This is a genomic window from Agromyces chromiiresistens (genome assembly GCF_029167465.1).
GTDB lineage: Bacteria > Actinomycetota > Actinomycetes > Actinomycetales > Microbacteriaceae > Agromyces > Agromyces chromiiresistens.
In genome coordinates this window covers 1,670,798-1,692,419 of the sequence record NZ_JARFNL010000004.1, presented here as the reverse complement: position 1 = coordinate 1,692,419, position 21,622 = coordinate 1,670,798, and the positions used below count along the sequence as shown (strand labels likewise).

Here is a 21,622-nt window from a genome sequence, read left to right as displayed (position 1 = left end):
TGGCCGCGCCGCTCAGGCGAGCAGCGTGCGCACCATGGTGTCGCGTCGTCCGCTCGTCTCGACGACCGCGAATCCCTCGGAGCGGTAGAGCGCCGCAGCGAAGTTGCCGTGTTCGACCGACAACGCCAGCCGCGCATGGCCGGACGACCGCGCGGCATGCGCGAGCTCCTGCAACAGCGCGCGGCCGACGCCCTGCGCGCGCCACAGCGGCCGGACCCCGATGATCAACTCGGGGACCCCGCTCGCGACGAACCCGTGCGCACGACGATCGGCCGGGAACAGGCGGTACCAGGCCGCGCCGACCGGATCGCCATCGCCGTCGAGGGCGACGACGCCCCGATCGGCCGGCCGCTGCCAGCCCGCGACGTAGCCGCGGGAGACCGGGTCGGCGAGGACGTCGTGCCGAGGGCGCGCCGCTCCCTGACGCCAGTTCGCCACCTCGACGACCATGTCGGCGAGGAACGCGCCGTCGGCCGGAGCCGCGGGGCGGAGCGAGTAGGTCGTCATGACGGGAGGGTACGGCAACCGTGTCACGGCGGTGTTACGAGCGGCTGCATGCGGCTGGGGATCGACCGGCCGTCGCCGAGGCGCCGCGCGCGGACGTCGGGAACGGACCGCGTCGATCGCCCCCGCACACCGCGGCGAGCGGGGCTACGCCTCGATGACGAGCGGCACGAGCATCGGGCGCCGGCGCAGTCGCCGGTTCACCCAGGTGCCGAGCGTGCGGCGCACGAGCTGCTGCAGGGCGTGCGAATCGCGCACCCCGTTCTGCGCCGCATCGGCGAGCGCTGCGACGATCTTCGGCTTGACGTCCTCGAACACGGCGTCGTCCTCGGCGAATCCACGGGCGTGGATCTCGGGGCCCGAGATGACGCGACCGGTCGTGGCATCGACGACGACGATCACCGAGATGAAGCCCTCCTCGCCCAGGATGCGGCGGTCCTTCAGATCGGCGTCGGTGATCTCGCCGACCGTCGACCCGTCGACGTAGACGAAGCCGAGGTCGAGCTGGCCGGCCTCGCGCACGACGCCGTCGGTCATGTCGTAGACCGTTCCGTTCTCGCCGATGAAGGTGTTCGCCGCGGGGATGCCGGTGTCACGGGCGAGCTTCGCATTCGCCTGCAGGTGGCGGTACTCGCCGTGGATCGGCAGCACGTTCGCCGGCTTCAGGATGTTGTAGCAGTAGAGCAGCTCGCCCGCGGCCGCGTGGCCCGAGACGTGCACCTTCGCGTTGGCCTTGTGCACGACGTTCGCACCGAGCTTCGTCAGGCCGTCGATGACGCGGTAGACCGCGTTCTCGTTGCCCGGGATGAGGCTCGAGGCGAGGATGACCGTGTCGCCCTCGCCGATCTCGATCTGGTGGTCGCGGTTCGCCATCCGGCTGAGCACGGCCATCGGCTCGCCCTGCGAGCCCGTCGACATGTAGACGATCTTGTCGTCGGGGATGTCGCCGGCCTTCTTGTAGTCGACGAGCACGCCCTCGGGCACGTCGAGGTAGCCGAGGTCGGCCGCGATCGTCATGTTGCGCACCATGCTGCGGCCGAGGAGCGCCACCCGGCGGCCGTTCGCGTGCGCCGCGTCGAGCACCTGCTGCACCCGGTGCACGTGGCTCGAGAAGCTCGCGACGACGACCTTCTTCGGCGCGCGCGAGATCACCTGGTCGAGCACGGGGCCGATCTCGCGCTCGAGCGGGGTGAAGCCCGGGACATCCGCGTTCGTGGAATCGACCATGAAGAGGTCGACGCCCTCTTCGCCGAGCCGCGCGAACTCGCGCAGGTCGGTGAGCCGGCCGTCGAGCGGCAGCTGGTCCATCTTGAAGTCGCCCGTGGCGAGCACGGTGCCCGCATCGGTGATGATCGCGACGGCGAGCGCATCGGGGATCGAGTGGTTGACCGCGATGAACTCGAGGTCGAACGGGCCGATCTCCTCGTGCTGCCCCTCTTTCACCGTGAGGGTGTACGGCGCGATGCGGTGCTCCTTGAGCTTCGCCTCGACGAGCGCGAGCGTGAGCTTCGAGCCGATCAGGGGGATGTCGCCCCGGAGCTTCAGGAGGTAGGGCACCGCGCCGATGTGGTCTTCGTGGCCGTGCGTGAGCACGACGCCGACGATGTCGTCGAGCCGGTCGCGGAGGAATCCGAAGTCGGGCAGGATCAGGTCGACGCCGGGCTGGTGCTCCTCGGGGAAGAGCACGCCGCAGTCGACGATGAGGATCTTGCCGTCGATCTCGTAGCTCGTCATGTTGCGGCCGACCTCTCCGAGGCCGCCGATCGGGATGATGCGGAGCGTCCCTGCCTCGAGCGGAGCGGGATCGATGACGGTGTCGGGCACAGTGCCCTCCTTACGTTCGCGGTGTTCAGTTCGGTGCGATGCGCTCGGGCATCGCGGATGTCTCGTGGTGGGCTCGCCCGGTCAGCGGGTCGTGCCCGCGACCTTCGGCAGTGCGCCGCCGGCGGCGGCGTTGCGGTCGGGCCGGAAGTTGTGGAAGTCGACGCCCTCGACGCCGCGCACGAGGTCGATCTCGTCCTCGATGAGCGCAGCCTCCCACTCCTCGGGGCCCACGAGCGGCAGGCGCACCCGCGGGCTCGAGATGCGGCCGAGGCCGTGCAGGATGTACTTCGCCGCGACGGTGCCGGGGACGTGGGTCATGGTCGCCCGCACGAGCGGCTCGAGCCGCTGGTGCGCCTCGGTCGCGGCCTTGAGGTCGCCGCGGTTCACCGCGTCGACGATCGTGCGATACGGAGCCGGCGCGATGTTCGCGGTGACGCCGATGAGGCCGGTCGCGCCGATCGACAGGTGCGGGAGCACGTTCGCGTCGTCGCCCGAGAAGTACATGAGGTCGGTCTGGTTGAGCACCCGGCTGACCTCGGAGAAGTCGCCCTTGGCGTCTTTCACGGCGAGGATGTTGGGGTGCTTCGCGAGCCGCAGGATGGTCTCGTACTTGATCGGCACTCCGGTGCGACCCGGGATGTCGTAGAGGATGACCGGCAGGTCGGTCGCGTCGGCGACCATGCGGAAGTGCGTGAGGATGCCCGCCTGGGTGGGCTTGTTGTAGTACGGCGTGACGATCATGATGCCGTCGGCGCCGGCCTTCTCGCTGTGCTGGTACAGCTCGATGGCGTGCGCGGTCTCGTTCGAGCCGCCGCCGGTGATGATCTTGGCGCGGCCCGCGGCCACGTCTTTGCCGACCTCGACGAGCCGGATCTTCTCGGGGTCGGTCAGGGTCGACGTCTCGCCGGTGGTTCCCGTGACGACGATGCCGTCGGCGCCTGCCGAGATGACATCGTCGATGTGCTTCTCGACCCCGGGCCAATCGACCTCGCCGTCCGCCGTCATCGGAGTGACGAGCGCGACGAGCACTTGTCCGAAGGGGTTCTCTGAGGTCACGCCCACCAGCGTATCGGTTCGGCGGGATGCCGCGTCGCCGCCCCGACTCGATGGGTCACGTCGAGCCTCGTCACGAGGGTCATCGGCTGCCGGACCGACGAGCGGGACTCCACGTGCGGTGCAGCCCGCGCGCGACGCAGGCGAGGACAGCCGCCTCGACGCGGGGCCAGTCATGGATGATCTGCGCGTAATCGAACCTCAGGGTGACGTACCCGCGTTCGGCCGCCGCGGCGTCTCGCACGAGGTCCTTGTGTCGCTTCGATGCGGTGGCCGGCGCGGGGGCGGCTCTTCCCTGCAGCGCGTCGGCGAATCCGTCCACATGGTTGCTCTTGCCATCTGCTTCGAGAATGAGCCGATCGCCGAGCACGAAGTCGACCCGGCCGACCCCGTCGATCAGTACCTGCGAGCGCAGTTCGATGCGATGGCGCCGAAGACGCAGCCGCAACAGCGACTCCAGGCCGCTGTCGGCGTCCCAGCGAGCGAAGTCGACGAGCCGACGGTGCTTCGCGGGTACCCTCGCGCGAAGGCGGCCCACGCCCGCTCGGTCGATCAGCCCCTTCCGCATCGCGGACTCGAGCGCAGCGAAGAAGGTCTCGCCGCCCCGGCACCCGAGCACCTGTGCGAGCGCGTCGACGATGGTGCCCTCCCCGAGCGCCGACCCGCTGCCCGTCCAGTGCAGCACGCATGCGCAGCCGTCATGCAGGTGACGACGCCCGTGCTCGGGCATCGAGACATGCACCCGATCGTCGTCGTCGAGCAGCCACACGCCGGCGCGTCGCAGACGCGAGATGCAGCCGAGCATCCCTCCGTGCCGCGCGGCCGTCACCACCTCGGCGGCAGCGGTCGTCGAGGCGTACACACCGGATCGAACCCGTTCGATGGCGCCTTCGCGCCGCGCCCGGCCGATGGACTTCGAATCGACACCGACCGCCAGAAGATCGGCGGTGCGCGCGACGCCGCCGAGCCGGTCGCACCAGCGCTCGACCTCATACGTGTCGATGGGCATGCAGCGATGCTGTCCTCCGGTCGAAGCCCGATCACTCTGCGAAGCCGAGCCGGTGGATCGTTGGGGAAGTCTTGCGGGTGTGGAGGACGAGTGGACTCGATCGGAATGTCGGGGAATCTCCGCGTCGAGCCGGCAGACGGTCGACCGGAATCGAATTCTCCGACATCTCGTCTGCGCCGGGTCGGCCAGCACAGCCGAAGTGTCGGAGGAAACCCACACGGGCCGCCTCGACTTCGCCTCGTAGCCGGAATCCTCCGACACTTCGGCGCGCACCGCGCCCGGCTGGTGGCGATACGGAGCGGGCGGCGGCGTCAGGCGCGGCGGTAGGTGAGGAAGCGGTAGCGGATGCCGCTCCGGGAGGCGTGCTCGCCGGCCGGCGGGTCGACGGCGACGAGCTCGAAGCCCTCGGGCACGGCGGGGGCGTGCACGTCGCCCGGCTCGGCGGCGAATCCCCCGGTGTGCTCGAGCTCGGTCACCTCGAGGAGGTCGGCCCGGTCGATCGCCTCGGCGAACAGCTGCCCGCCGCCGATCGCCCAGACCCGCTCGTCGCCGGCGACGAGCGCCAGCGCCTCGTCGAGTGATCTGGCGCGCTCGGCTCCGTCGTCGGCCCAGTCGGCCTGCCGCGTCACGACGATGTTGCGGCGCCCCGGCAGCGGACGGTACCGGGGCGAGAGCGAGTCCCAGGTCTTGCGCCCCATGATCACCGGCATGCCGAGCGTCACGGCCTTGAAGTGCGCGAGATCCTCGGGCACGTGCCACGGCATGCCGCCGTCGCGCCCGATCACGCCGCCGCCCGCCTGGGCCCAGACGAGTCCGATGCGCGGGACGCGCGATGCCGGGCCTGACGCCGAGCCAGGCGCCGACGCTCCCGAGCGGTTCGGTGCCGGGGCATCCTCGCTCATACGGCGACGGCCGCGCGGATCGCCGGGTGGTGCTGGTAGCCCTCGACCACGAAGTCGTCGTACTCGTAGTCGAAGATCGAGGCGGGCACCCGAGCGAGGCGGAGCGTCGGGTACGGGTACGGGTCCCTGGCGAGCTGCTCGCGCACCTGCTCGACGTGGTTGTCGTAGATGTGGCAGTCGCCACCGGTCCAGACGAAGTCGCCGACCTCGAGGCCGGTCTGCGCGGCCACCATGTGGGTCAGCAGCGCGTACGAGGCGATGTTGAACGGCACACCGAGGAAGAGGTCGGCACTGCGCTGGTAGAGCTGGCACGAGAGCCGGCCGTCGGCGACGTAGAACTGGAAGAGGGCGTGGCACGGCGCGAGCGCCATGTCGGGGATGTCGGCCGGGTTCCACGCCGAGACGATGAGCCGGCGCGAATCCGGGTTCTCGCGGATCTGCGCGACGACGTCGGCGATCTGGTCGATGACCTCGCCCGACGGGGTCGGCCACGAGCGCCACTGCACGCCGTAGACGGGGCCGAGCTCGCCCTGCGCATCGGCCCACTCGTCCCAGATGGTGACGCCGTGCTCCTGCAGCCAGCCGACGTTCGACGAGCCCTGCAGGAACCACAGCAGCTCGTACGCGATCGACTTGAAGTGCACGCGCTTCGTCGTGACGAGCGGGAACCCCTTCGAGAGGTCGAACCGCAGCTGGCGGCCGAACACGCTGCGCGTGCCCGTTCCGGTGCGGTCGGTCTTCGGCTCGCCGTGCTCGAGCACGTCGCGCAGGAGGTCTTCGTACGGGGTGGCGATTCGCTCGGACATCAGGTCAAGGCTAACCCGCGGATGCCTCGTGGCGGGCGTCATTCGTCGTCACAGTCGTCGTGGCGCGGCGGAGCCGCCGTACCGTCGGTTCATGGACCTCGTCGCCGCGCTCGCCATCGGCGCCGCACTCGTCGCCGCCGCGACCGCGGTGGGGCTCGTCTGGCGCGCACGGCAGGGGCGCGCGGTCGGCGGATCGGGCGAGCGCGTGCGCCCGGCTTCGCTCGGCGTCGAAGCCGGCCGGTTCGGCGAGCGGGCGACGCTCGTGCAGTTCTCCACCGAGTTCTGCAGCCGATGCCCGGCCGCGGCGCGCCTGCTCGGCGGCATCGCCGATGAGACGCCCGGAGCCCGCCACGTCGAGGTCGACCTCACGCATCGCGCCGATCTGGCCCGCCGGTTCGACGTGACCCAGACCCCGACGACGCTCATCGTCGATGCCGACGGCATCGTACGGACGCGCATCGGCGGGGCGCCGCGCGCCGACGTGGTGCGCGCTCGACTCGACGAAGTGCTCGGGAGGCAGCATGTCGACATCCGCTGACGGACGCGAACCGGCCGGCATCGACCCTCGCGGTCCCCGCTTCGGCGCGGGCATCACGGCGGTGCTGCTGCTCGCCACGGTCGTGCTCGCCGTCGGCGGCGCCTCGGCCGCCGCCTTCTGGCTGCTCGTCGCGGTCGCCGCCCTCTTCGCGTGGGGCGCGTTCGCCGGCATCCGACGGCACCCCTACGGCCTGATCTTCCGGAAGCTCGTGCGACCCGGGCTCGCGCCGCCCGCCGAGCTCGAAGACCCGCGACCGCCGACCTTCGCACAGGGCGTCGGCTTCGCCGTGACGCTCGCGGGCATCGTGCTCGCCCTGCTCGGCGCTCCGCTCGCCGTGCCGATCGCGGCGGCGATCGCGTTCTTCGCCGCCTTCCTCAACTCGGTCTTCGGCTTCTGCCTCGGCTGCTGGCTGTACCTCTGGCTCGTGCGGGCCCGGGTGATCCGGACGGCGTGAGCCTGCGGCATCCACAGCCGTCGAACCCGCCTGCCGACGGCCCCTGCTCCCCCGCTAGGCTGGGAGCCCGGCTCGAAGTGGAGGATCCCGATGGCACTCACCAGTGAAGCGACCACCGTCTGGAAGGGCACCCTGTTCGAAGGGTCGGGCGACGTCGCCCTCGACTCCTCGGGGCTCGCGAACTTCCCCGTCAACTGGAAGGCGCGCGCCGAGGGCGTCGCCAACACGACGAACCCCGAAGAGCTCCTCGCCGCGGCGCACTCGTCGTGCTTCTCGATGGCCCTCTCGCTCGCCCTCGCCGAGGCCGGAAACCCCGCGGAGAGCATCCAGACGACCGCTGCCGTGACCTTCGAACCCGGCAAGGGCGTGCTCGGCAGCCACCTGCTCGTGAGCGCACGCGTGCCCGGCCTCAGCGAGGCCGAGTTCGAGGCGTTCGCGAACGACGCGAAGGCGGGATGCCCGATCTCGCAGGCGCTCGCCGGCATCCCGATCACGATCGAAGCCGAACTCGCCTGATCGATGCGGGTCCTGATCGCCGGTGCCACGGGCTTCATCGGCACCACGTTCTCGGCCCGGCTCCGCGAACGCGGCCACGAGGTCGTCCGTCTCGTGCGCCGTCGCGCGCACGAGGCCGACGAGGTGTCCTGGTCGCCCGCCGCGGGCATCATCGACTTCACCGTGATGGATCGCGTCGACGCGGTCGTGAACCTCGCCGGCGCCTCGCTCGCGCGACTGCCGTGGACGAAGCGCTACCGCGACGAGATCCTCGAGTCGCGGATCGGCGCGACTCGCACGCTCGCCGACGCGATGCGCAAAGCCCGCACGCCGCCGTCGGTCTTCCTCAGCGCGTCGGCGGTCGGGTACTACGGCGACCGCCCCGGCGAGCTGCTCACCGAGTACTCCAGCGCCGGAAGCGGGTTCCTCGCCCAGGTCGTCGGCCGGTGGGAGGCCGCGGCGTCGCTCGCTCCCGAAGAGACCCGCACCGTGCTCGTCCGCACCGGCCTCGTCGTCGGCTCGGGCGGCGGGGCGTTCCAGCGGGTCGCGACGCTCACGAAGTTCGGCCTGTCGAGCCGACTCGGCACGGGTGGCCAGCACTGGCCGTGGATCGCCCTCGACGACGAGGTCGGCGCGCTCGTGCACCTGCTCGACTCGAAGCTGTCGGGGCCGGTCAACTTCGTCGGGCCGACCCCGGCGACGGCGGACCGGGTGATGCGCGCCATGGCCGAGCGGATGCGGCGCCCGCACGCGTTCGGCGTACCCGAGAAGGTGCTCGAGCTCGCGCTCGGCAGCGCGGCCGACGAGCTGCTGCTCGCGAGCCAGAAGGTCCGGCCGCAACGGCTCATCGACGACGGCTACCGATTCGCGCACACGACCGTCGAGTCGGCGATCGACGCGATGATCAGCGCTGCCGGCGGTCGAGCTCGATAGCGGTGCGCACCGCCTGCCGCGCACGACGGCGGTCGCCGGCCGCGTCGTACGCGAGGCCGAGCCGCAGCCAGGCCCGCCACGACGCCTCGTCGGCCTCGACCTCGGCCTTGAACCGGCCGAACTCGGCGTCGGCGGCGTCGCGGTCGGCGCGCCCGCTCGGGCGCAGCGGCAGGCCGAGGTCGGTACCGCCCTCGTCGTGGAGTCGCCGGATGAGCTCCTGCGAGCGGATGCCGAACGCGAGCTCGCGCCAGAGCGCCCACGCGGCGATGATCGGCAGCACGAGGAGCGCGATGCCGATGACGATCGCGACCGGCTCGCCCGTGCCCATGAACTGCACGGCGCGCCACCCGACGAGCGCGAGGTAGAGCGCGAGCAACGCCGCCATGATCAGCGCGCCCGACTTCGCGGTGAGCGCCCGGCGGCCGCCGGCCGCGGTCATCGGGCGCCGGCAGGCGCGCCGCCTGCGAGGCCGAGGTCGAGCAGGGCGTCGAGGCCGACGCTCACCCCGGATGCCTCGGTCGCGCGCCGCAGCGCGAGCAGGATGCCCGCCTCGTACGAACTCGGCGAGAGCGTCGAGTGGGTGAAGGTCAGGGTCTCGCCGTCGCCGCCCATGACGACGCGCTGCTCGGCGAGCGTGCCCGCCATGCGCAGGCTGTGCACGGGCACGCCGGAGACGAGCTGGCCGCGAGCGCGCTGATCGGCATGCGGCGCCGAGACCGGGCCGGCGGCGCCGCGCGCCTCGCCGATGAGTTCTGCGGTGCGCACCGCGGTGCCCGAGGGCGAGTCGACCTTGCCCGCGTGGTGCGCCTCGATGATCTCGATCGAATCGAAGTACGGGGCAGCGAGCGCGGCGAACGCGGTCGCGAGCACGCTGCCGATCGAGAAGTTCGGCACGAACAGCACGGCACCGGCGTCGTCGTGTCCGCGGACGAACTTCGTGATCTCGGCGATGCGGTCGCGCGACCAGCCCGAGGTGCCGACGACGATGGGGATGCCTGCGCCTGCGGCGAACTCGACGATGGCGGGACTCGCCGCCGGATGGGTGACGTCGAGCGCGACGTCGGCGCCGAGCATCTCGTCGAGGCTCGATCCCGAGCCGAGCGCAGCGTGGAGTTCGAGGTCGTCGGCCGCCTCGATGAGTCGGATCGCCAGCTGCCCCATCTTGCCCGTGGCTCCGGCCACGGCGACCTTGATCGTCACCCGTCGAGTCTACCGAGGCCCGTGCTCCACGCAGCCGCGTCCCGAATATGCTCGACGCATGCTCCGATACCGCGAGGCCGCCGTGACCGATCCCGACGCCCACGACTTGCTCGAGGCGTACTTCGCCGAGCGCGCGGCGGGCTTTCCCGCCGAGCAGGGCGAGTACCGCCCGACCTGGCCGGATGCCTCGCAGTTCACGCCGCCCGCCGGCGTGTTCCTCGTCGTGGTCGACGACGAGCGGGGCGGCGAGCTCGTCGGCTGCGGCGGGGTCCGGCGCATCCAGCGTCGCCCCGAGACCTATGAGATCAGGTTCGAGGTCAAGCACCTCTGGCTCGCCCCGGCCGGCCGGGGTCGTGGCGAGGGCAAGCGGCTCCTCGCGGAGCTCGAGCGCCGGGCGATCGAGTTCGGCGCGCAGGAGCTCGTGCTCGACACGAACGCCTCGCTCGAGGCGGCCGGCGGTCTCTACCGCTCGGCCGGATACGTCGACATCGAGCCGTACAACGCGAACCCGAACGCGACGAACTGGTACGGCAAGCCGGTCGGCGCCGATCTGTAGGGAGCACCCGTCGACACGCCGAGGGCACGGGCGCGACGCGCCGTGCGCGGCTGGAATGTTCCTCCACGGGTGCACGGTGCGAGCGAGCCTGCGTGGGGGCGAGCCCGGGTGGGAGCGTGCGGCTCAGATGGAGAACGGCTCCGGCAGGCCGGTGCGGAGCTCGGGCGGCAGGTGCGCGAGGTCGTTGTGCACCACGAGGCTCCACGGTCGCCCGGGCTTCTGCGTCAGCACGGTGAGCCCGGCGTTGGCCTGGTTGATCGAGACCCAGCGCCAGTCGGGAGCGCCGAGCACCTCGCGGACGAACCAGCCGATCACGAAGTTGTGCGTGATGAGCAGCTCGTGCCGGTCGTCGCGGTGCGAACGCAGGAATTCGGCGACCGCATCGGCCATCTGCGCGTTGCCGGCTTCGATCTCGTCCTCGGTCACGGAGCCGAAGAACGGGTCGTAGAACTTCGGCGTCTCGGGGGCGGGCCCCGAGGGGATGCAGTCGAACAGGAGCGGAGACGGCTCGGGGTTCAGCGCCGGCATCTTCGCCGCGATGATCTCGGCGGTCTCGGTCGCCCGCTGCAGCGGCGAGTGCCACGCGTGGTCGAACGGGATGCCGCCGAGCCGCTCGGCGAGGAGCTCCGCCTGACGGCGACCACGGGGTGACAGCGGGCCGTCGGGCAGGCCGTGCTCGGCGTCGAGCTGCTCGCCGTGCCGCACGAGATAGAGGTGATGTGCCAAGGGTTCGTTCCTGTACTGCTCGTCGGGTCGCGTCAGGCGACGTCGGTGCTCGGCGCGAGCTGGTCGATCGCGCCGGTGAACGCCGTCTCGTCGATCGCACCCACGGCGACCACCGAGAACGGGCGGGAGACGAGGTCGGCGGCGAGCGCCCGCACGTCGTCGACGGTGACGCGTGCGATGCGCCGGAGCGCCTCGTCGAGGTCTGCGAACTCGCCGAGCGTCAGCTCGGCCCGGCCGAGACGGCTCATGCGGGTGTCGGAGTCTTCGAGCGCGAGCGCCGATGCGCCGGCGAGCTGACCGGCCGCGCGTCGCAGCTCTTCGGCGGTCACGCCGTCGCGGGCGAGCCGCTCGAGCTCGTCGCGCATGAGCTCGGCGACGGTGCCGGCCTTCGACGGGGCGCAGCCCGCGTACATGCCGAAGAGGCCGGCGTCGGAGTAGGCCGGCGCGAACGAGTAGACGGCGTAGGCGAGCCCGCGGCGCTCGCGCACCTGCTGGAAGAGCCTCGACGACATGCCCGAGCCGAAGATCGCGTTGAGCATGCTCATCGTCGAGCGGCGCTCATCGGTGGCGACGAGCCCGGGAACGCCGACGAGCAGGTTGACCTGCTCCGTCGGTCGTTCGACGACCGTCAGCGGATGCCCCGTGTCGAGGGTCGCCGGGGCGGTCGAGCGGCGCGGCACCGGGTCGGCCGCCTCGTCGAGCCGCCAGCCCGCGACCCCGAGGGCGCGCGTGAGATCGAGGACGAGCGGGTCGTGGTCGACGGCGCCCGCGACGGTGACGACCAGGTCTTGCGGGCGGTAGTTCGCCCGGTAGTGCTCGTGCACGGCCGAGCGGGTGGCGGCCCGGATCGTCGCGGGATCACCGCCGATGGGACGGCCCAGCGGGTGCTCGCCGAGCACGGTGCTGAAGAATCGCTCGTTGGCCACGTCGGCGGGGTCGTCGCCCGCCATCGACAGCTCCTCGAGGATGACGCCGCGCTCGGTCTCGAACTCGCCCGCGTCGAGCAGCGACGAGGTGAACATGTCGGCGAGCACCTCGACCGCCATCGGCAGGTCGCGATCCTGCACCTTCGCGTAGTAGCAGGTGTACTCCTTCGCGGTGAGCGCGTTGTGCTCGCCGCCGACCGAGTCGAACGAGATCGCGATGTCGAGGGCGGTGCGCTTCGCGGTGCCCTTGAACAGCAGGTGCTCGAGGAAGTGGGTCGACCCGAGGCTCGCCGGCCGCGAGGCATCCGCCCCCTGCTCGTCGCGCGAGCCGACCGCGACCCAGAAGCCGACGGTCGCGCTGCGACTGCCCGGAACCTGCTCGCTGAGCACCCGGACGCCCGAGGGGAGCACCGAACGCCGCACGCGCGAGCCGCCCGTCGCCTCGAACGAGAGCTCGGCCTGGCCGAGTGGGAGGTCGACGGCGCCGTTCATCCCGAACAGCCTATGCCACCCGGGCATGGAAAGCAGGTCGGCTCGACGGCCGCGCGACTCAGGCCGAGGCGCGGTCGAGCTCGACGAGCTCGGAGCGCGTGAGCTCGATGCCGGCGGCGGCGAGGAGCGCCTCGACCTGCTCGGGTCGCGTTGCGCTCGCGACGGGCGCTGCGACCGTCGGCTTCGCGAGCAGCCAGGCCAGTGCGATCGTCGCGGGCTGGACGCCGTGGGCGAAGGCGACCGCATCGACGGCGGCGAGCACCCGGTGACCGCGACGCCCCAGGTGCTTGGCCTGGCGCGCTCCGCGGGCGTCGTGCCGCACGTCGGCACGACGGCGGACCTGGCCGCCGAGGAATCCGTTCGCGAGGGCGAAGTAGGGCAGCACGGCGAGGCCCTGCGCGTGGGCGACGAGCTCGGGAGCACCCTCGTAGGGACGACGCTCCATGAGGTTGTACCGGGTCGTGAACGTCTGGAAGCGGGGCAGCCCGTTCGCGGCGAGCACGCGCGCCTCGATGAGCCGGTCGGGACCGAAGTCGCTTGCGCCGATCGCCCCCACCTTGCCGGCGGCGATGAGCGCGTCGACGGCTCCGAGGCTCTCTTCGAGCGGGACCTCGGGGTCTTCGCCGTGGAAGTGCACGAGGTCGAGGCGCTCGACGCCGAGCCGCGAGAGGGAGGCCTCGACAGCGGCCTTGATCTGCTTCGGCGCGAGGCCCGGGTGATCGGGGTGCTGGCCGATCTTCGTCATCACCGACATCCGGGCGCGCGCGCTGCGCGACTCGAGCCACATGCCGATGATCGACTCGCTGCGCCCCGCGGCGTAGCTGTCGGCCGTGTCGAGGAGCGAGCCGCCGACGCCGGCGAAGCGGTCGAGCACCGCGAATGCGTCGTCGGCGCCGAGCGTCCAGCCGAAGGTCGACGCCCCGAGCGCGAACGGCTGGGCCTCGATGCCGGTGCCTCCGATGGGCACACGCGCCGGCACGGTGATCGGCCCGGAGAGCGGGTTGGACGCGACGGTCTCGACGCGCAGGCGGGCCGCTTCGGGCTCGCTCGACTCGGCGCGCTCGATCGCGTCGATGTCGATCTCGGCGATCGCCGCCCCCGCAGCGCTCGCCGCGCTGCCGCGGTAGACGTGTCGTGCCACTCGTCTCCTCCTCCCCAGGATTGGCTCTGAGGATATGCAGATCGATGGCTGTTTCTGCGCCGATTCGGCGGAGAACGGGTGAACCGTTATCGAATCGTTTGCAGCGGGGCCGCGGATGTCCCCCGTTCAAGGGGATCCTGAGGCAGTCTCATGAACCGAGCGCGCGGTTCAGCCGCGGGCGCGCCGCAGCACCGCTTCGGCCTGGGCGAGCATTGGTGCGTCGACCATCGTCCCCCGGAACGCGAACACCCCGCGCTCGCCCTCGGCCGCCTCGAGCACCGCGCGCGCCCACGCCACGCGCTCGGGCTCGGGCCGGTACGCCGACCGGACGACGGCGGACTGCGAGGGGTGGATGCACGCGGTCGCCGCGAAGCCGACGGCCGCCGCATCCTCCGCCTCGAGGCGGAGACCCTCGACATCGGCGATGTCGAGGTGGACGGCGTCGATCGCCGCGGCGCCGTGCGCCCCGGCGGCGAGCAGCACCTGAGATCTGGCGTGCCGCGCGACCTCGCGATAGCCGCCGTCGGGCCCGCGACTCGACGAGCCGCCGAGCGACGCGACGAGGTCTTCAGCACCCCACATGAGCGCCGACACGTTGGGGATCGCCGCGATCTCGGCCGCGGACATGACGCCGCGCGCCGTCTCGCAGAGCGCGACGACCTCGAGCTCGGCGAGGTCGACCAGGTCGGCCGTGCCCTCGCACTTGGCGAGCATCACCGTGCGGTAGTCGGTCGCGGCGATCGCGGCGAGGTCGGCGGCGAAGTCCTCGGTGCCGGCGGGGTTCACGCGCACGATCACACGCTCGGGGTCGAGCGGCGTGTCGACGAGGGCTGCGCGGGCCTCGGGCTTCGCACCCGGCGCCACGGCGTCTTCGAGGTCGACGATGACGGCGTCGGCGCGGTCGAGCGCCTTCGCGTATCGCTCGGGGCGATCCGCCGGGCAGAACAGGATCGCCGGCCCGAAGCGGAAGGCGGGTCGGTCGGCCATCATTCCTCCTCGTCGGTGCGCTCGGCGCCGCGCGCGCCGGCGGCAGCGGAACCGCTCGCGGACTCGGATGCCTGCCGCTCCCCCGCCTCGCGCGTCCACATGAGGACCGACCGCGTCGCCCGGGCGACTTCGACCCCGTGCTGGTTGCGCCCGACGTGATGCAGGGTGACGATGCCCTGACCGGGCCGTGAGGCGGACTCGCGCACCGCGACGACCAGCGTCTCGCTGTACAGGGTGTCGCCGTGGTAGAGCGGTGCGGGGAACGCGACCTCGGCGAACCCGAGGTTCGCGACGATCGTGCCCTGGGTCAGCTGGGCCACCGAGGCGCCCACGATCGTCGCGAGCGTGAACATCGAGTTCACGAGCCGCTCGCCGAACGGCTGGCCCTCGGCCCACGCGGCGTCGAGGTGCAGCGACTGGGTGTTCATCGTCAGCGTCGTGAACAGCACGTTGTCGGCCTCCGTGACGGTGCGACCCGGCCGGTGCAGGTAGCGGGTGCCGGGTTCGAACTCGTCGAACCAGAGCCCCCGCTGCAGCACCTCGCGGCGCACCTCGGGCAGGTCGGTCGATTCGCCGGGCATCGCCCGCTCCCTCCCGCCTCGGTCGGCCCGAGGCATCCCTCTCGACTCGAACGCTACCCGGCGAGGCCCAGCTCGCGTGCGATCACCATGAGCTGCACCTCGTTGGTGCCCTCGCCGATCTCGAGGATCTTCGAGTCGCGGTAGTGCCGGGCCACGAGGCTCTCGTTCATGAAGCCCATGCCGCCGAAGATCTGGGTGGCGTCGCGAGCATTCAGCATCGCGGCGTCGCTCGAGACGAGCTTCGCCATCGCCGCCTCCTTCTTGAACGGGAGGCCCGCGTCGGCGCGTCGGGCCGCGTCGTGCCAGGCGAGGCGCGACGTGTAGACGCGGGCCTGCATCTGGGCGATCGTGAAGGCGATGAACTGGTGCGACGCGATCGGCACGCCGAACACGTTGCGGGTCTTCGCGTAGGCGAGCGCCTCGTCGAGGCAGCCCTGCGCAGCACCCGTCGCGAGCGCCGCGATCGCGATGCGGCCCTCGTCGAGCGTCTGCAGGAAGTTGGCGAAGCCGCGCCCGCGCTCGCCGAGCAGGTTCGCCGCGGGCACGCGCACGTCGTCGAACGTCAGCGGGTGCGTGTCGGACGCGCGCCAGCCCGACTTGTCGTAGCCGGGGGCGACCGTGAAGCCGGGTGTGCCGTTCGGCAGGATGATCGTCGAGAGCTCCTTCGCGACCGATCCGTCGGCCCGGGTGCGCTCGCCGGTGACGGCCGTGACCGTGACGAACCTCGTGATCGGCGTGCCCGAGTTGGTGATGAACTGCTTCGAGCCGTTCACGACCCACTCGTCGCCGTCGAGCACGGCCGTCGTGCGGGTGGCGCCGGCGTCGGAACCGGCCTCGGACTCGGTCAGGCCGAAGCCGGCGAGCGCGCGACCCGCGACGAGGTCGGGCAGGAACTCGGCCTTCTGCTCCTCGGTGCCGTGACGGAAGACCGGCATCGCGCCGAGGCCGACCGCAGCCTCGAGCGTGATCGCGATCGACTGGTCGACGCGGGCGAGGGCCTCGATCGCGAGGCACAGCGCCACGTAGTCGCCGCCCTGGCCGCCGACCTCCTCGGGGAACGGCAGCCCGAACAGCCCGAGCTCGCCCATCTGCGCGACGACGTCCATCGACAGGGTGTGCGTGCGGTCCGCCTCGTACGCCTGCGGTGCGACGACGGTGTCGGCGAACTCGCAGACCATGTCGTACAGCTGCTGCTCTTCGCTGCTCAGCTCGGTGCTCACGTCGTGATCCTCATTCCTGGTGGGGTGCTCGGGTGCGCACCCTCGTGGAGTGCGCCCGACGATGCCGGTGGGATGCTCGGGGCGGCCGCGACCGGGTCGCGGTCGGCGGTGCCGTCGATGCGGGTGGATGCCTCGGGCGATGCGTCGACTCGGGCGACCGGCTGGTCTCGCGAGACCTGCTGCCCCATCGCGACCGACAGCCGCACGATGCCGGCGACGGTCGCGGTCACGCGGTGCTCCATCTTCATCGCCTCGATCGCGACGACGGCGTCTCCGGGCTCGACCCGGTCGCCGTCGGCGACGAGCACGGCGGTCACGGTGCCGGGCATCGGCGCACGGAGTTCGGGGTCGACGAGGCCGCCGCGCTCGATCATCGCGAGTCGGGCGTCGAGGTCGGCGCGACGATCGGGAGCCGGCACCCGCCAGGTACCGTGCGGAGTGTGCACCCAGGTCGCGCCGTCGCCGGCGGTCGCGACGGCGTCCGCAGACGCCGAGTGCGCTGCGGCGCCGGAGGGGGTGCCCGGTCGACCGGGTCGCCAGTCGCGGGCGAGCTGCCAGGCACGACCGCCGGCCTCGCGGGCGGCATCGACGGCCGCCGAGGCGCGTGCCGCCTGCGCGGCGGCGAGCGCCTCGGGGGGAACGCCGTCGGACTCGGGCTCCGGCATGCGGTCGATGAGGCCGGTGTCGAGGTCGCCGCGCCGCACCGCCGGTTCGGCGAGGAGGCGGCGGAGGAACGCGAGGTTCGTGTCGATGCCCAGCACCACCGTGCCGGCGAGCGCCGCGTCGAGCCGCGTGAGGGCCTCGGCCCGGTCGGCCCCGCGTGCGATGACCTTCGCGAGCATCGGGTCGTAGTCGGCGGTGATCGTCTGGCCCGAGCGGATGCCGCCGTCGACCCGCACCCCGTCGCCCGCCGGCTCGCGCCAGATGAGCAGTTCACCCGTCGACGGGAGGAAGCCGCGCTCGGGGCTCTCTGCGTAGACACGCGCCTCGATCGCGTGCCCGGTGAGCCGCACGTCGTCCTGCCGTACAGCGAGCGGCTGGCCCGCGGCGATGCGCAGCTGCTGCTCGACGAGGTCCATGCCGGTGACGAGTTCGGTGACGGGGTGCTCCACCTGGAGCCGGGTGTTCATCTCGATGAAGAAGAACTCGTCGGGTGCAGAGTCGGAGACGAGGAACTCGACCGTGCCGGCGCCGCGGTAGTCGACGCTGCGGGCGGCGTCGCAGGCCGCCTCGCCGATGCGGGCGCGGGTGGCCGCGTCGAGCAACGGCGACGGCGCCTCTTCGATGACCTTCTGGTGGCGGCGCTGCAGCGAGCACTCGCGCTCGCCGAGGTGGATGACGCGGCCATGGGCGTCGGCGAGCACCTGCACCTCGATGTGCCGGGGGCGCTCGATGAGCCGCTCGAGGAGGAGCGTGTCGTCGCCGAACGCGGCCCGGGCGATGCGGCGTGCGGCCGGCAGCGCCGCGGCCAGCTGCTCGGCGTCTCGCGCGATCTGCATGCCCTTGCCGCCGCCGCCGGCGGACGGCTTCACGAGGAGCGGGAACCCCACCGCCGCACCGGCTTCGAGGAGTGCCGCGTCGTCGAGCGCTGGATCGGCGACGCCGGGCACCGTCGGCACGCCCGACGCCGCGACATGCTGCTTCGCGCGGATCTTGTCGCCCATGATCTCGAGGGCGCGCGCGCCGGGGCCGACGAAGGCGATGCCGGCCGCGGCGCAGGCGGCGGCGAAGTCTGCGTCTTCGGACAGGAAGCCGTACCCGGGGTGCACGGCCTGGGCACCCGTCGCGAGCGCCGCAGCGACGAGGCGGTCGGCATCGAGATAGCTCTCGGCGGCCGCTGCGGGGCCGATGCGGACGGCGTCGTCGGCGAGCCGCACGTGCGGCGCGTCGGCATCGGCGTCGGAGTAGACGGCGATCGAGCGGATGCCGAGCCGACGAAGGGTGCGGATGACGCGCACCGCGATCTCGCCGCGGTTCGCGACGAGCACGCGCTCGAACGGGCGCGGGCGGGGATCGACCTCGGCGGGGAGTCGGGAGCCGGCATCGCCGGGCAAGCCCTCGAGCGTGACCATTCGCGCCTCTCTGCACCATCGCAGCGCGCTCTCCAGTTAGCGCGCACTAACTGGAACTGATGTTAGTGCTCGTTAACTGAATTGGCAAGCGCCTCGGCGAGTCGCTCGACGCCGTAGTCGAACGCGCGGTCGACGTCACCGCCGAGCCGGAACGCCCCCGCGAGTTCCATCGTGACGAAGCCGTTCGCCCAGGCGGTGATCGTGCGCGCGGCGGGAAGCGCATCGGACTCGCCGACGAGCGCCGTGGCGACGCGCAGCACCGGGGCGCTCGCCGCCGTGAGGACCCCCTGCGACACTCCCCCGCCGCCGGGTGCGAACACCAGGCCGAACGCGACGGGGCACTCGTGCGCGAACGCACGGAGCTCGCGGGCGAGCCCGACGAGCCCGCGACGCGCGTCGCCGCCGGACGGCGCCGCCGAGTCGAGGCGGGCGGCCAGGTCGCGCACGGTCGCCTCGGCCACGAGCGCCACGAGCGCGCCGCGGTTGCGCACCCGCTTGTAGAGCGACGGCGCTCGCACGCCGACGCGATCGGCGACGGCCTGCATCGTCAGGCCGTCGAGGCCGGCGGACTCGACGACGGTGCGGCCGGCGGCGATGATCTCCTCGAGCGAGGTGCGATCGGGTGCGGGCATCTCGTGCTCCCCTCATGCGATGTCGGAATCGAGCTTAGGCTATTGCGCATAGCCATGATGGCTATGTAGCATAGCCATCATCGTCCACACCGAGAACGCAGAGGATCCCGAAATGCAGCTCGCCCCGTCGCTCCACCGCATCGGCAACGACATCGTCGCCGTCTACCTCGTCGACGCACCCGAGGGCGTGACGGTCATCGACGCAGGCCTCTCCGGGCAGTGGCCGGAGCTGATCGACGAGCTGGCGGCGATGGGCCGCACGGTCGACGACGTCCGGGGCGTCGTGCTCACCCACGGCGACACCGACCACATCGGCTTCGCCGAACGCCTGCGCCGCGACCACGGCGTGCCCGTCCACGTCCACGAGGCCGACGCGGCCCGCGCGCGGGGCGAGGAGTCGTCGAAGCCCGGATGGGGGCACGTGAAGCTCGGCGCGACCGCGAGGTTCCTCTGGTACGCGGCGCGCACGGGCGGCCTGCGCACGACGCACCTCACCGAGGTCGTGCCGATGCGCGACGGCGACGTGCTCGACCTGCCGGGCTCGCCGCGCATCATCGGCATGCCGGGGCACTCCGCCGGCAGCGTCGCGATCCACGTTCCCGCGGTCGACGCCGTGTTCGTCGGCGACGCGCTGACGACCAGGCACGTGCTCACGGGCGCCGAAGGTCCGCAGCCCGCCCCCTTCACCGACGACCCCGCCGAGGCGCTCGCCTCCCTGCATCGGCTCGACGGCGTCGCGGCGAGCTGGGTGCTTCCGGGCCACGGCACGCCCTGGCACGGCGGCGTACCGGCGATCGTCGACGCGATCGAGCGCGCGGCCGAGGCATCCGCTCGCTGACGCTGCGAACGGCGGGGCGCCCGAGCGCCCGAGCGCCCGAGCCGTCACTACATGCGGAAGAGCCCGAACGCCGGCTCGGGCAGCGGAGTGCGGCTCGCGAGCTCGAGCGCGAGGGCGAGCACCGTGCGCGTGTCCTCGGGCGCGATGATGCCGTCGTCCCAGAGCCGGGCCGTCGAATGGTACGGGCTGCCCTGGTCTTCGTACTGCGCGCGGATCGGGGCGCGGAACGCCTCCTCCGCGTCATCCGCCCAGGTCTCGCCCTTGATCGCGAGCTGGTCGCGCTTGACCGTCGCGAGCACGGAGGCCGCCTGCTCGCCGCCCATCACCGAGATGCGCGCATTCGGCCACATCCAGAGGAACCGGGGCGAGTACGCCCGCCCGCACATCGAGTAGTTGCCGGCGCCGAACGAGCCGCCGATCACGACCGTGAGCTTCGGCACCCGGGTCGTGGCGACCGCGGTCACCATCTTCGCGCCGTGCTTGGCGATGCCGCCCGCCTCCGCGTCGCGGCCGACCATGAACCCCGAGATGTTCTGCAGGAACAGCAGCGGGATTCCGCGCTGGTCGCACAACTCGATGAAGTGCGCGCCCTTCATCGCGGATTCGCTGAACAGCACGCCGTTGTTCGCGACGATGCCGACCGGGTGGCCGTCGATGCGGGCGAAGCCGGTGACCAGGGTGTCGCCGTACTCGGGCTTGAACTCGCTGAACTCGCTGCCGTCGACGAGCCGCGCGATCACCTCGTGCACGTCGTAGGGCTGCTGCACGTCGATCGGCACGGCTGCGGTGAGGCCCGCCGGGTCGACGGCCGGAGGACGGGGCTCGCGCACCGCCCACGCCCGCGCCGGCTGCTCGGGCAGCGTCGCGACCATGTCGCGCACGAGCTCGAGCGCGTGCTCGTCGTCTTCTGCGAGGTGGTCGGTGACACCGGACACCCGCGAGTGCAGGTCGCCGCCGCCGAGCTCCTCCGGCGTCACGACCTCGCCGATCGCTGCCTTCACGAGGGGCGGGCCGCCGAGGAAGATGGTGCCCTGGTTCCGCACGATCACGGTCTCGTCGCTCATCGCCGGCACGTAGGCGCCGCCCGCCGTGCACGAGCCGAGCACGGCGGCGAGCTGCGGGACCCGCATCGACGAGAGCTGCGCCTGGTTGTAGAAGATGCGGCCGAAGTGCTCGCGGTCGGGGAACACCTCGTCCTGCAGGGGCAGGAACGCGCCGCCAGAGTCGACGAGGTACACGCACGGGAGGCGATGCTCCTTCGCGATCTCCTGCGCGCGCAGGTGCTTCTTCACCGTCATCGGGTAGTAGGTGCCGCCCTTGACGGTCGCGTCGTTGCAGACGACCATCACGGGACGGCCGTGCACGAGCCCGATGCCCGTGATGATGCCGGCACCCGGCGAGTCGCCGCCGTACAGGCCGTCGGCGGCGAGGGGCGCGACCTCGAGGAACGGGCTGCCCTCGTCGAGCAGGCGGTCGACCCGGTCGCGGGGCAGCAGCTTGCCACGGGCGACATGGCGCTCCCGGGATGCCTCGGGCCCGCCGAGCGCCGCGGCGGCGAGCCGCTCGCGCAGCTCCTCCACGAGTTCGGCATGGGCGGCGGCGTTCGCACGCCCCGCCTCGCCATCGGCGTCGATGTGCGTCTGCAGCGTGACCATTTCGCCCCGTCTCGGTCGATCCGCCGTCGGCCCCTTCGCCGGCGGCGGCGCGCCCCCTTGTGGACGGCACGTGATTTC

23 protein-coding genes are annotated in these 21,622 nt (G+C 72.1%); 6 read left to right on the top strand and 17 right to left on the bottom strand.

The window, feature by feature from the left end; genetic code table 11:
• Window positions 1-12: 12 nt before the first annotated feature.
• The 6 genes from PX701_RS15040 to PX701_RS15015 all read right to left on the bottom strand — a co-directional run bounded on the left by PX701_RS15040 (window position 13) and on the right by PX701_RS15015 (window position 6,098).
• Window positions 13-507, bottom strand: a complete 495-nt coding sequence (locus PX701_RS15040) for a GNAT family N-acetyltransferase (RefSeq protein WP_275506748.1) — start codon at window positions 505-507, stop codon at window positions 13-15.
• A 144-nt stretch (window positions 508-651) separates the two neighbouring features.
• Complete coding sequence (locus PX701_RS15035) at window positions 652-2,328, bottom strand: ribonuclease J (RefSeq protein ID WP_275506747.1); 1,677 nt, start codon at window positions 2,326-2,328, stop codon at window positions 652-654.
• 81 nt (window positions 2,329-2,409) lie between these two features.
• On the bottom strand, window positions 2,410-3,384 hold the full coding sequence (dapA, locus tag PX701_RS15030) for a 4-hydroxy-tetrahydrodipicolinate synthase (RefSeq protein WP_275506746.1): 975 nt from the start codon (window positions 3,382-3,384) through the stop codon (window positions 2,410-2,412).
• Between the two features lie 79 nt (window positions 3,385-3,463).
• Window positions 3,464-4,390 (bottom strand): type IV toxin-antitoxin system AbiEi family antitoxin domain-containing protein, encoded by a 927-nt coding sequence (locus PX701_RS15025; RefSeq protein ID WP_275506745.1) that lies wholly within the window; start codon window positions 4,388-4,390, stop codon window positions 3,464-3,466.
• A gap of 311 nt (window positions 4,391-4,701) precedes the next feature.
• Window positions 4,702-5,292: a dihydrofolate reductase gene (locus PX701_RS15020; protein WP_275506744.1), complete on the bottom strand. Its 591-nt coding sequence runs from the start codon at window positions 5,290-5,292 to the stop codon at window positions 4,702-4,704.
• Window positions 5,289-6,098 carry a thymidylate synthase gene (locus PX701_RS15015; RefSeq protein ID WP_275506743.1) on the bottom strand — a complete coding sequence of 270 codons (810 nt, stop codon included), beginning with the start codon at window positions 6,096-6,098 and terminating at the stop codon, window positions 5,289-5,291. Before PX701_RS15015 ends, PX701_RS15020 begins: the two co-directional genes overlap by 4 nt.
• A 91-nt stretch (window positions 6,099-6,189) precedes the next feature.
• Here PX701_RS15015 and PX701_RS15010 point away from each other — a divergent pair, with 91 nt between their 5' ends.
• The 4 genes from PX701_RS15010 (at window position 6,190) to PX701_RS14995 (ending at window position 8,518) form a co-directional block, all read left to right on the top strand.
• The gene (locus PX701_RS15010) at window positions 6,190-6,636 is read left to right on the top strand and encodes a TlpA family protein disulfide reductase (RefSeq protein WP_275506742.1); all 447 of its coding nucleotides are present in this window, start codon (window positions 6,190-6,192) and stop codon (window positions 6,634-6,636) included.
• Window positions 6,620-7,090 (top strand): DUF4395 domain-containing protein, encoded by a 471-nt coding sequence (locus PX701_RS15005; protein ID WP_231431319.1) that lies wholly within the window; start codon window positions 6,620-6,622, stop codon window positions 7,088-7,090. Before PX701_RS15010 ends, PX701_RS15005 begins: the two co-directional genes overlap by 17 nt.
• A gap of 90 nt (window positions 7,091-7,180) precedes the next feature.
• Complete coding sequence (locus PX701_RS15000) at window positions 7,181-7,606, top strand: OsmC family peroxiredoxin (RefSeq protein WP_231431320.1); 426 nt, start codon at window positions 7,181-7,183, stop codon at window positions 7,604-7,606.
• A gap of 3 nt (window positions 7,607-7,609) precedes the next feature.
• Entirely contained in the window at window positions 7,610-8,518 is a 909-nt protein-coding gene (locus PX701_RS14995) for a TIGR01777 family oxidoreductase (RefSeq protein WP_231431321.1), read from the top strand.
• Here the strand turns inward: PX701_RS14995 and PX701_RS14990 are convergent.
• Both PX701_RS14990 and dapB read right to left on the bottom strand, forming a co-directional pair.
• The gene (locus PX701_RS14990) at window positions 8,490-8,957 is read right to left on the bottom strand and encodes a tetratricopeptide repeat protein (protein WP_231431322.1); all 468 of its coding nucleotides are present in this window, start codon (window positions 8,955-8,957) and stop codon (window positions 8,490-8,492) included. The two genes, PX701_RS14995 and PX701_RS14990, sit on opposite strands and share 29 nt — an antisense overlap.
• Entirely contained in the window at window positions 8,954-9,718 is a 765-nt protein-coding gene (gene dapB, locus PX701_RS14985; protein WP_231431323.1) for a 4-hydroxy-tetrahydrodipicolinate reductase, read from the bottom strand. The genes PX701_RS14990 and dapB overlap by 4 nt, the downstream gene beginning before the upstream one ends.
• A 58-nt stretch (window positions 9,719-9,776) precedes the next feature.
• On the opposite strand from dapB, the gene PX701_RS14980 reads away from it, so the two are divergent.
• Window positions 9,777-10,274 carry a GNAT family N-acetyltransferase gene (locus tag PX701_RS14980; protein ID WP_275506741.1) on the top strand — a complete coding sequence of 166 codons (498 nt, stop codon included), beginning with the start codon at window positions 9,777-9,779 and terminating at the stop codon, window positions 10,272-10,274.
• Between the two features lie 123 nt (window positions 10,275-10,397).
• Here PX701_RS14980 and PX701_RS14975 read toward each other — a convergent pair whose 3' ends face one another.
• The 8 genes from PX701_RS14975 to PX701_RS14940 all read right to left on the bottom strand — a co-directional run bounded on the left by PX701_RS14975 (window position 10,398) and on the right by PX701_RS14940 (window position 19,051).
• Window positions 10,398-11,000 (bottom strand): histidine phosphatase family protein, encoded by a 603-nt coding sequence (locus tag PX701_RS14975; protein WP_231431325.1) that lies wholly within the window; start codon window positions 10,998-11,000, stop codon window positions 10,398-10,400.
• A gap of 32 nt (window positions 11,001-11,032) precedes the next feature.
• Complete coding sequence (locus PX701_RS14970; RefSeq protein ID WP_275506740.1) at window positions 11,033-12,418, bottom strand: M16 family metallopeptidase; 1,386 nt, start codon at window positions 12,416-12,418, stop codon at window positions 11,033-11,035.
• Window positions 12,419-12,476: 58 nt separating this feature from the next.
• Entirely contained in the window at window positions 12,477-13,559 is a 1,083-nt protein-coding gene (locus tag PX701_RS14965) for an aldo/keto reductase (protein ID WP_275506739.1), read from the bottom strand.
• 168 nt (window positions 13,560-13,727) lie between these two features.
• Entirely contained in the window at window positions 13,728-14,546 is an 819-nt protein-coding gene (locus tag PX701_RS14960; RefSeq protein ID WP_275506738.1) for an HpcH/HpaI aldolase/citrate lyase family protein, read from the bottom strand.
• A complete protein-coding gene (locus PX701_RS14955; RefSeq protein ID WP_231431329.1) occupies window positions 14,546-15,127 on the bottom strand; it encodes a MaoC family dehydratase in 582 nt (193 codons plus the stop codon). Before PX701_RS14955 ends, PX701_RS14960 begins: the two co-directional genes overlap by 1 nt.
• A 53-nt stretch (window positions 15,128-15,180) precedes the next feature.
• Window positions 15,181-16,347, bottom strand: a complete 1,167-nt coding sequence (locus PX701_RS14950) for an acyl-CoA dehydrogenase family protein (RefSeq protein WP_275506737.1) — start codon at window positions 16,345-16,347, stop codon at window positions 15,181-15,183.
• A complete protein-coding gene (locus PX701_RS14945) occupies window positions 16,344-18,419 on the bottom strand; it encodes an ATP-binding protein (RefSeq protein ID WP_275506736.1) in 2,076 nt (691 codons plus the stop codon). Before PX701_RS14945 ends, PX701_RS14950 begins: the two co-directional genes overlap by 4 nt.
• A gap of 62 nt (window positions 18,420-18,481) precedes the next feature.
• Window positions 18,482-19,051 (bottom strand): TetR/AcrR family transcriptional regulator, encoded by a 570-nt coding sequence (locus PX701_RS14940; protein ID WP_231431331.1) that lies wholly within the window; start codon window positions 19,049-19,051, stop codon window positions 18,482-18,484.
• A 112-nt stretch (window positions 19,052-19,163) separates the two neighbouring features.
• Here PX701_RS14940 and PX701_RS14935 point away from each other — a divergent pair, with 112 nt between their 5' ends.
• A complete protein-coding gene (locus PX701_RS14935) occupies window positions 19,164-19,889 on the top strand; it encodes an MBL fold metallo-hydrolase (RefSeq protein ID WP_275506735.1) in 726 nt (241 codons plus the stop codon).
• A 47-nt stretch (window positions 19,890-19,936) separates the two neighbouring features.
• Here the strand turns inward: PX701_RS14935 and PX701_RS14930 are convergent, their stop codons facing one another.
• The gene (locus PX701_RS14930) at window positions 19,937-21,544 is read right to left on the bottom strand and encodes a carboxyl transferase domain-containing protein (protein WP_231431333.1); all 1,608 of its coding nucleotides are present in this window, start codon (window positions 21,542-21,544) and stop codon (window positions 19,937-19,939) included.
• Window positions 21,545-21,622: the final 78 nt, after the last annotated feature.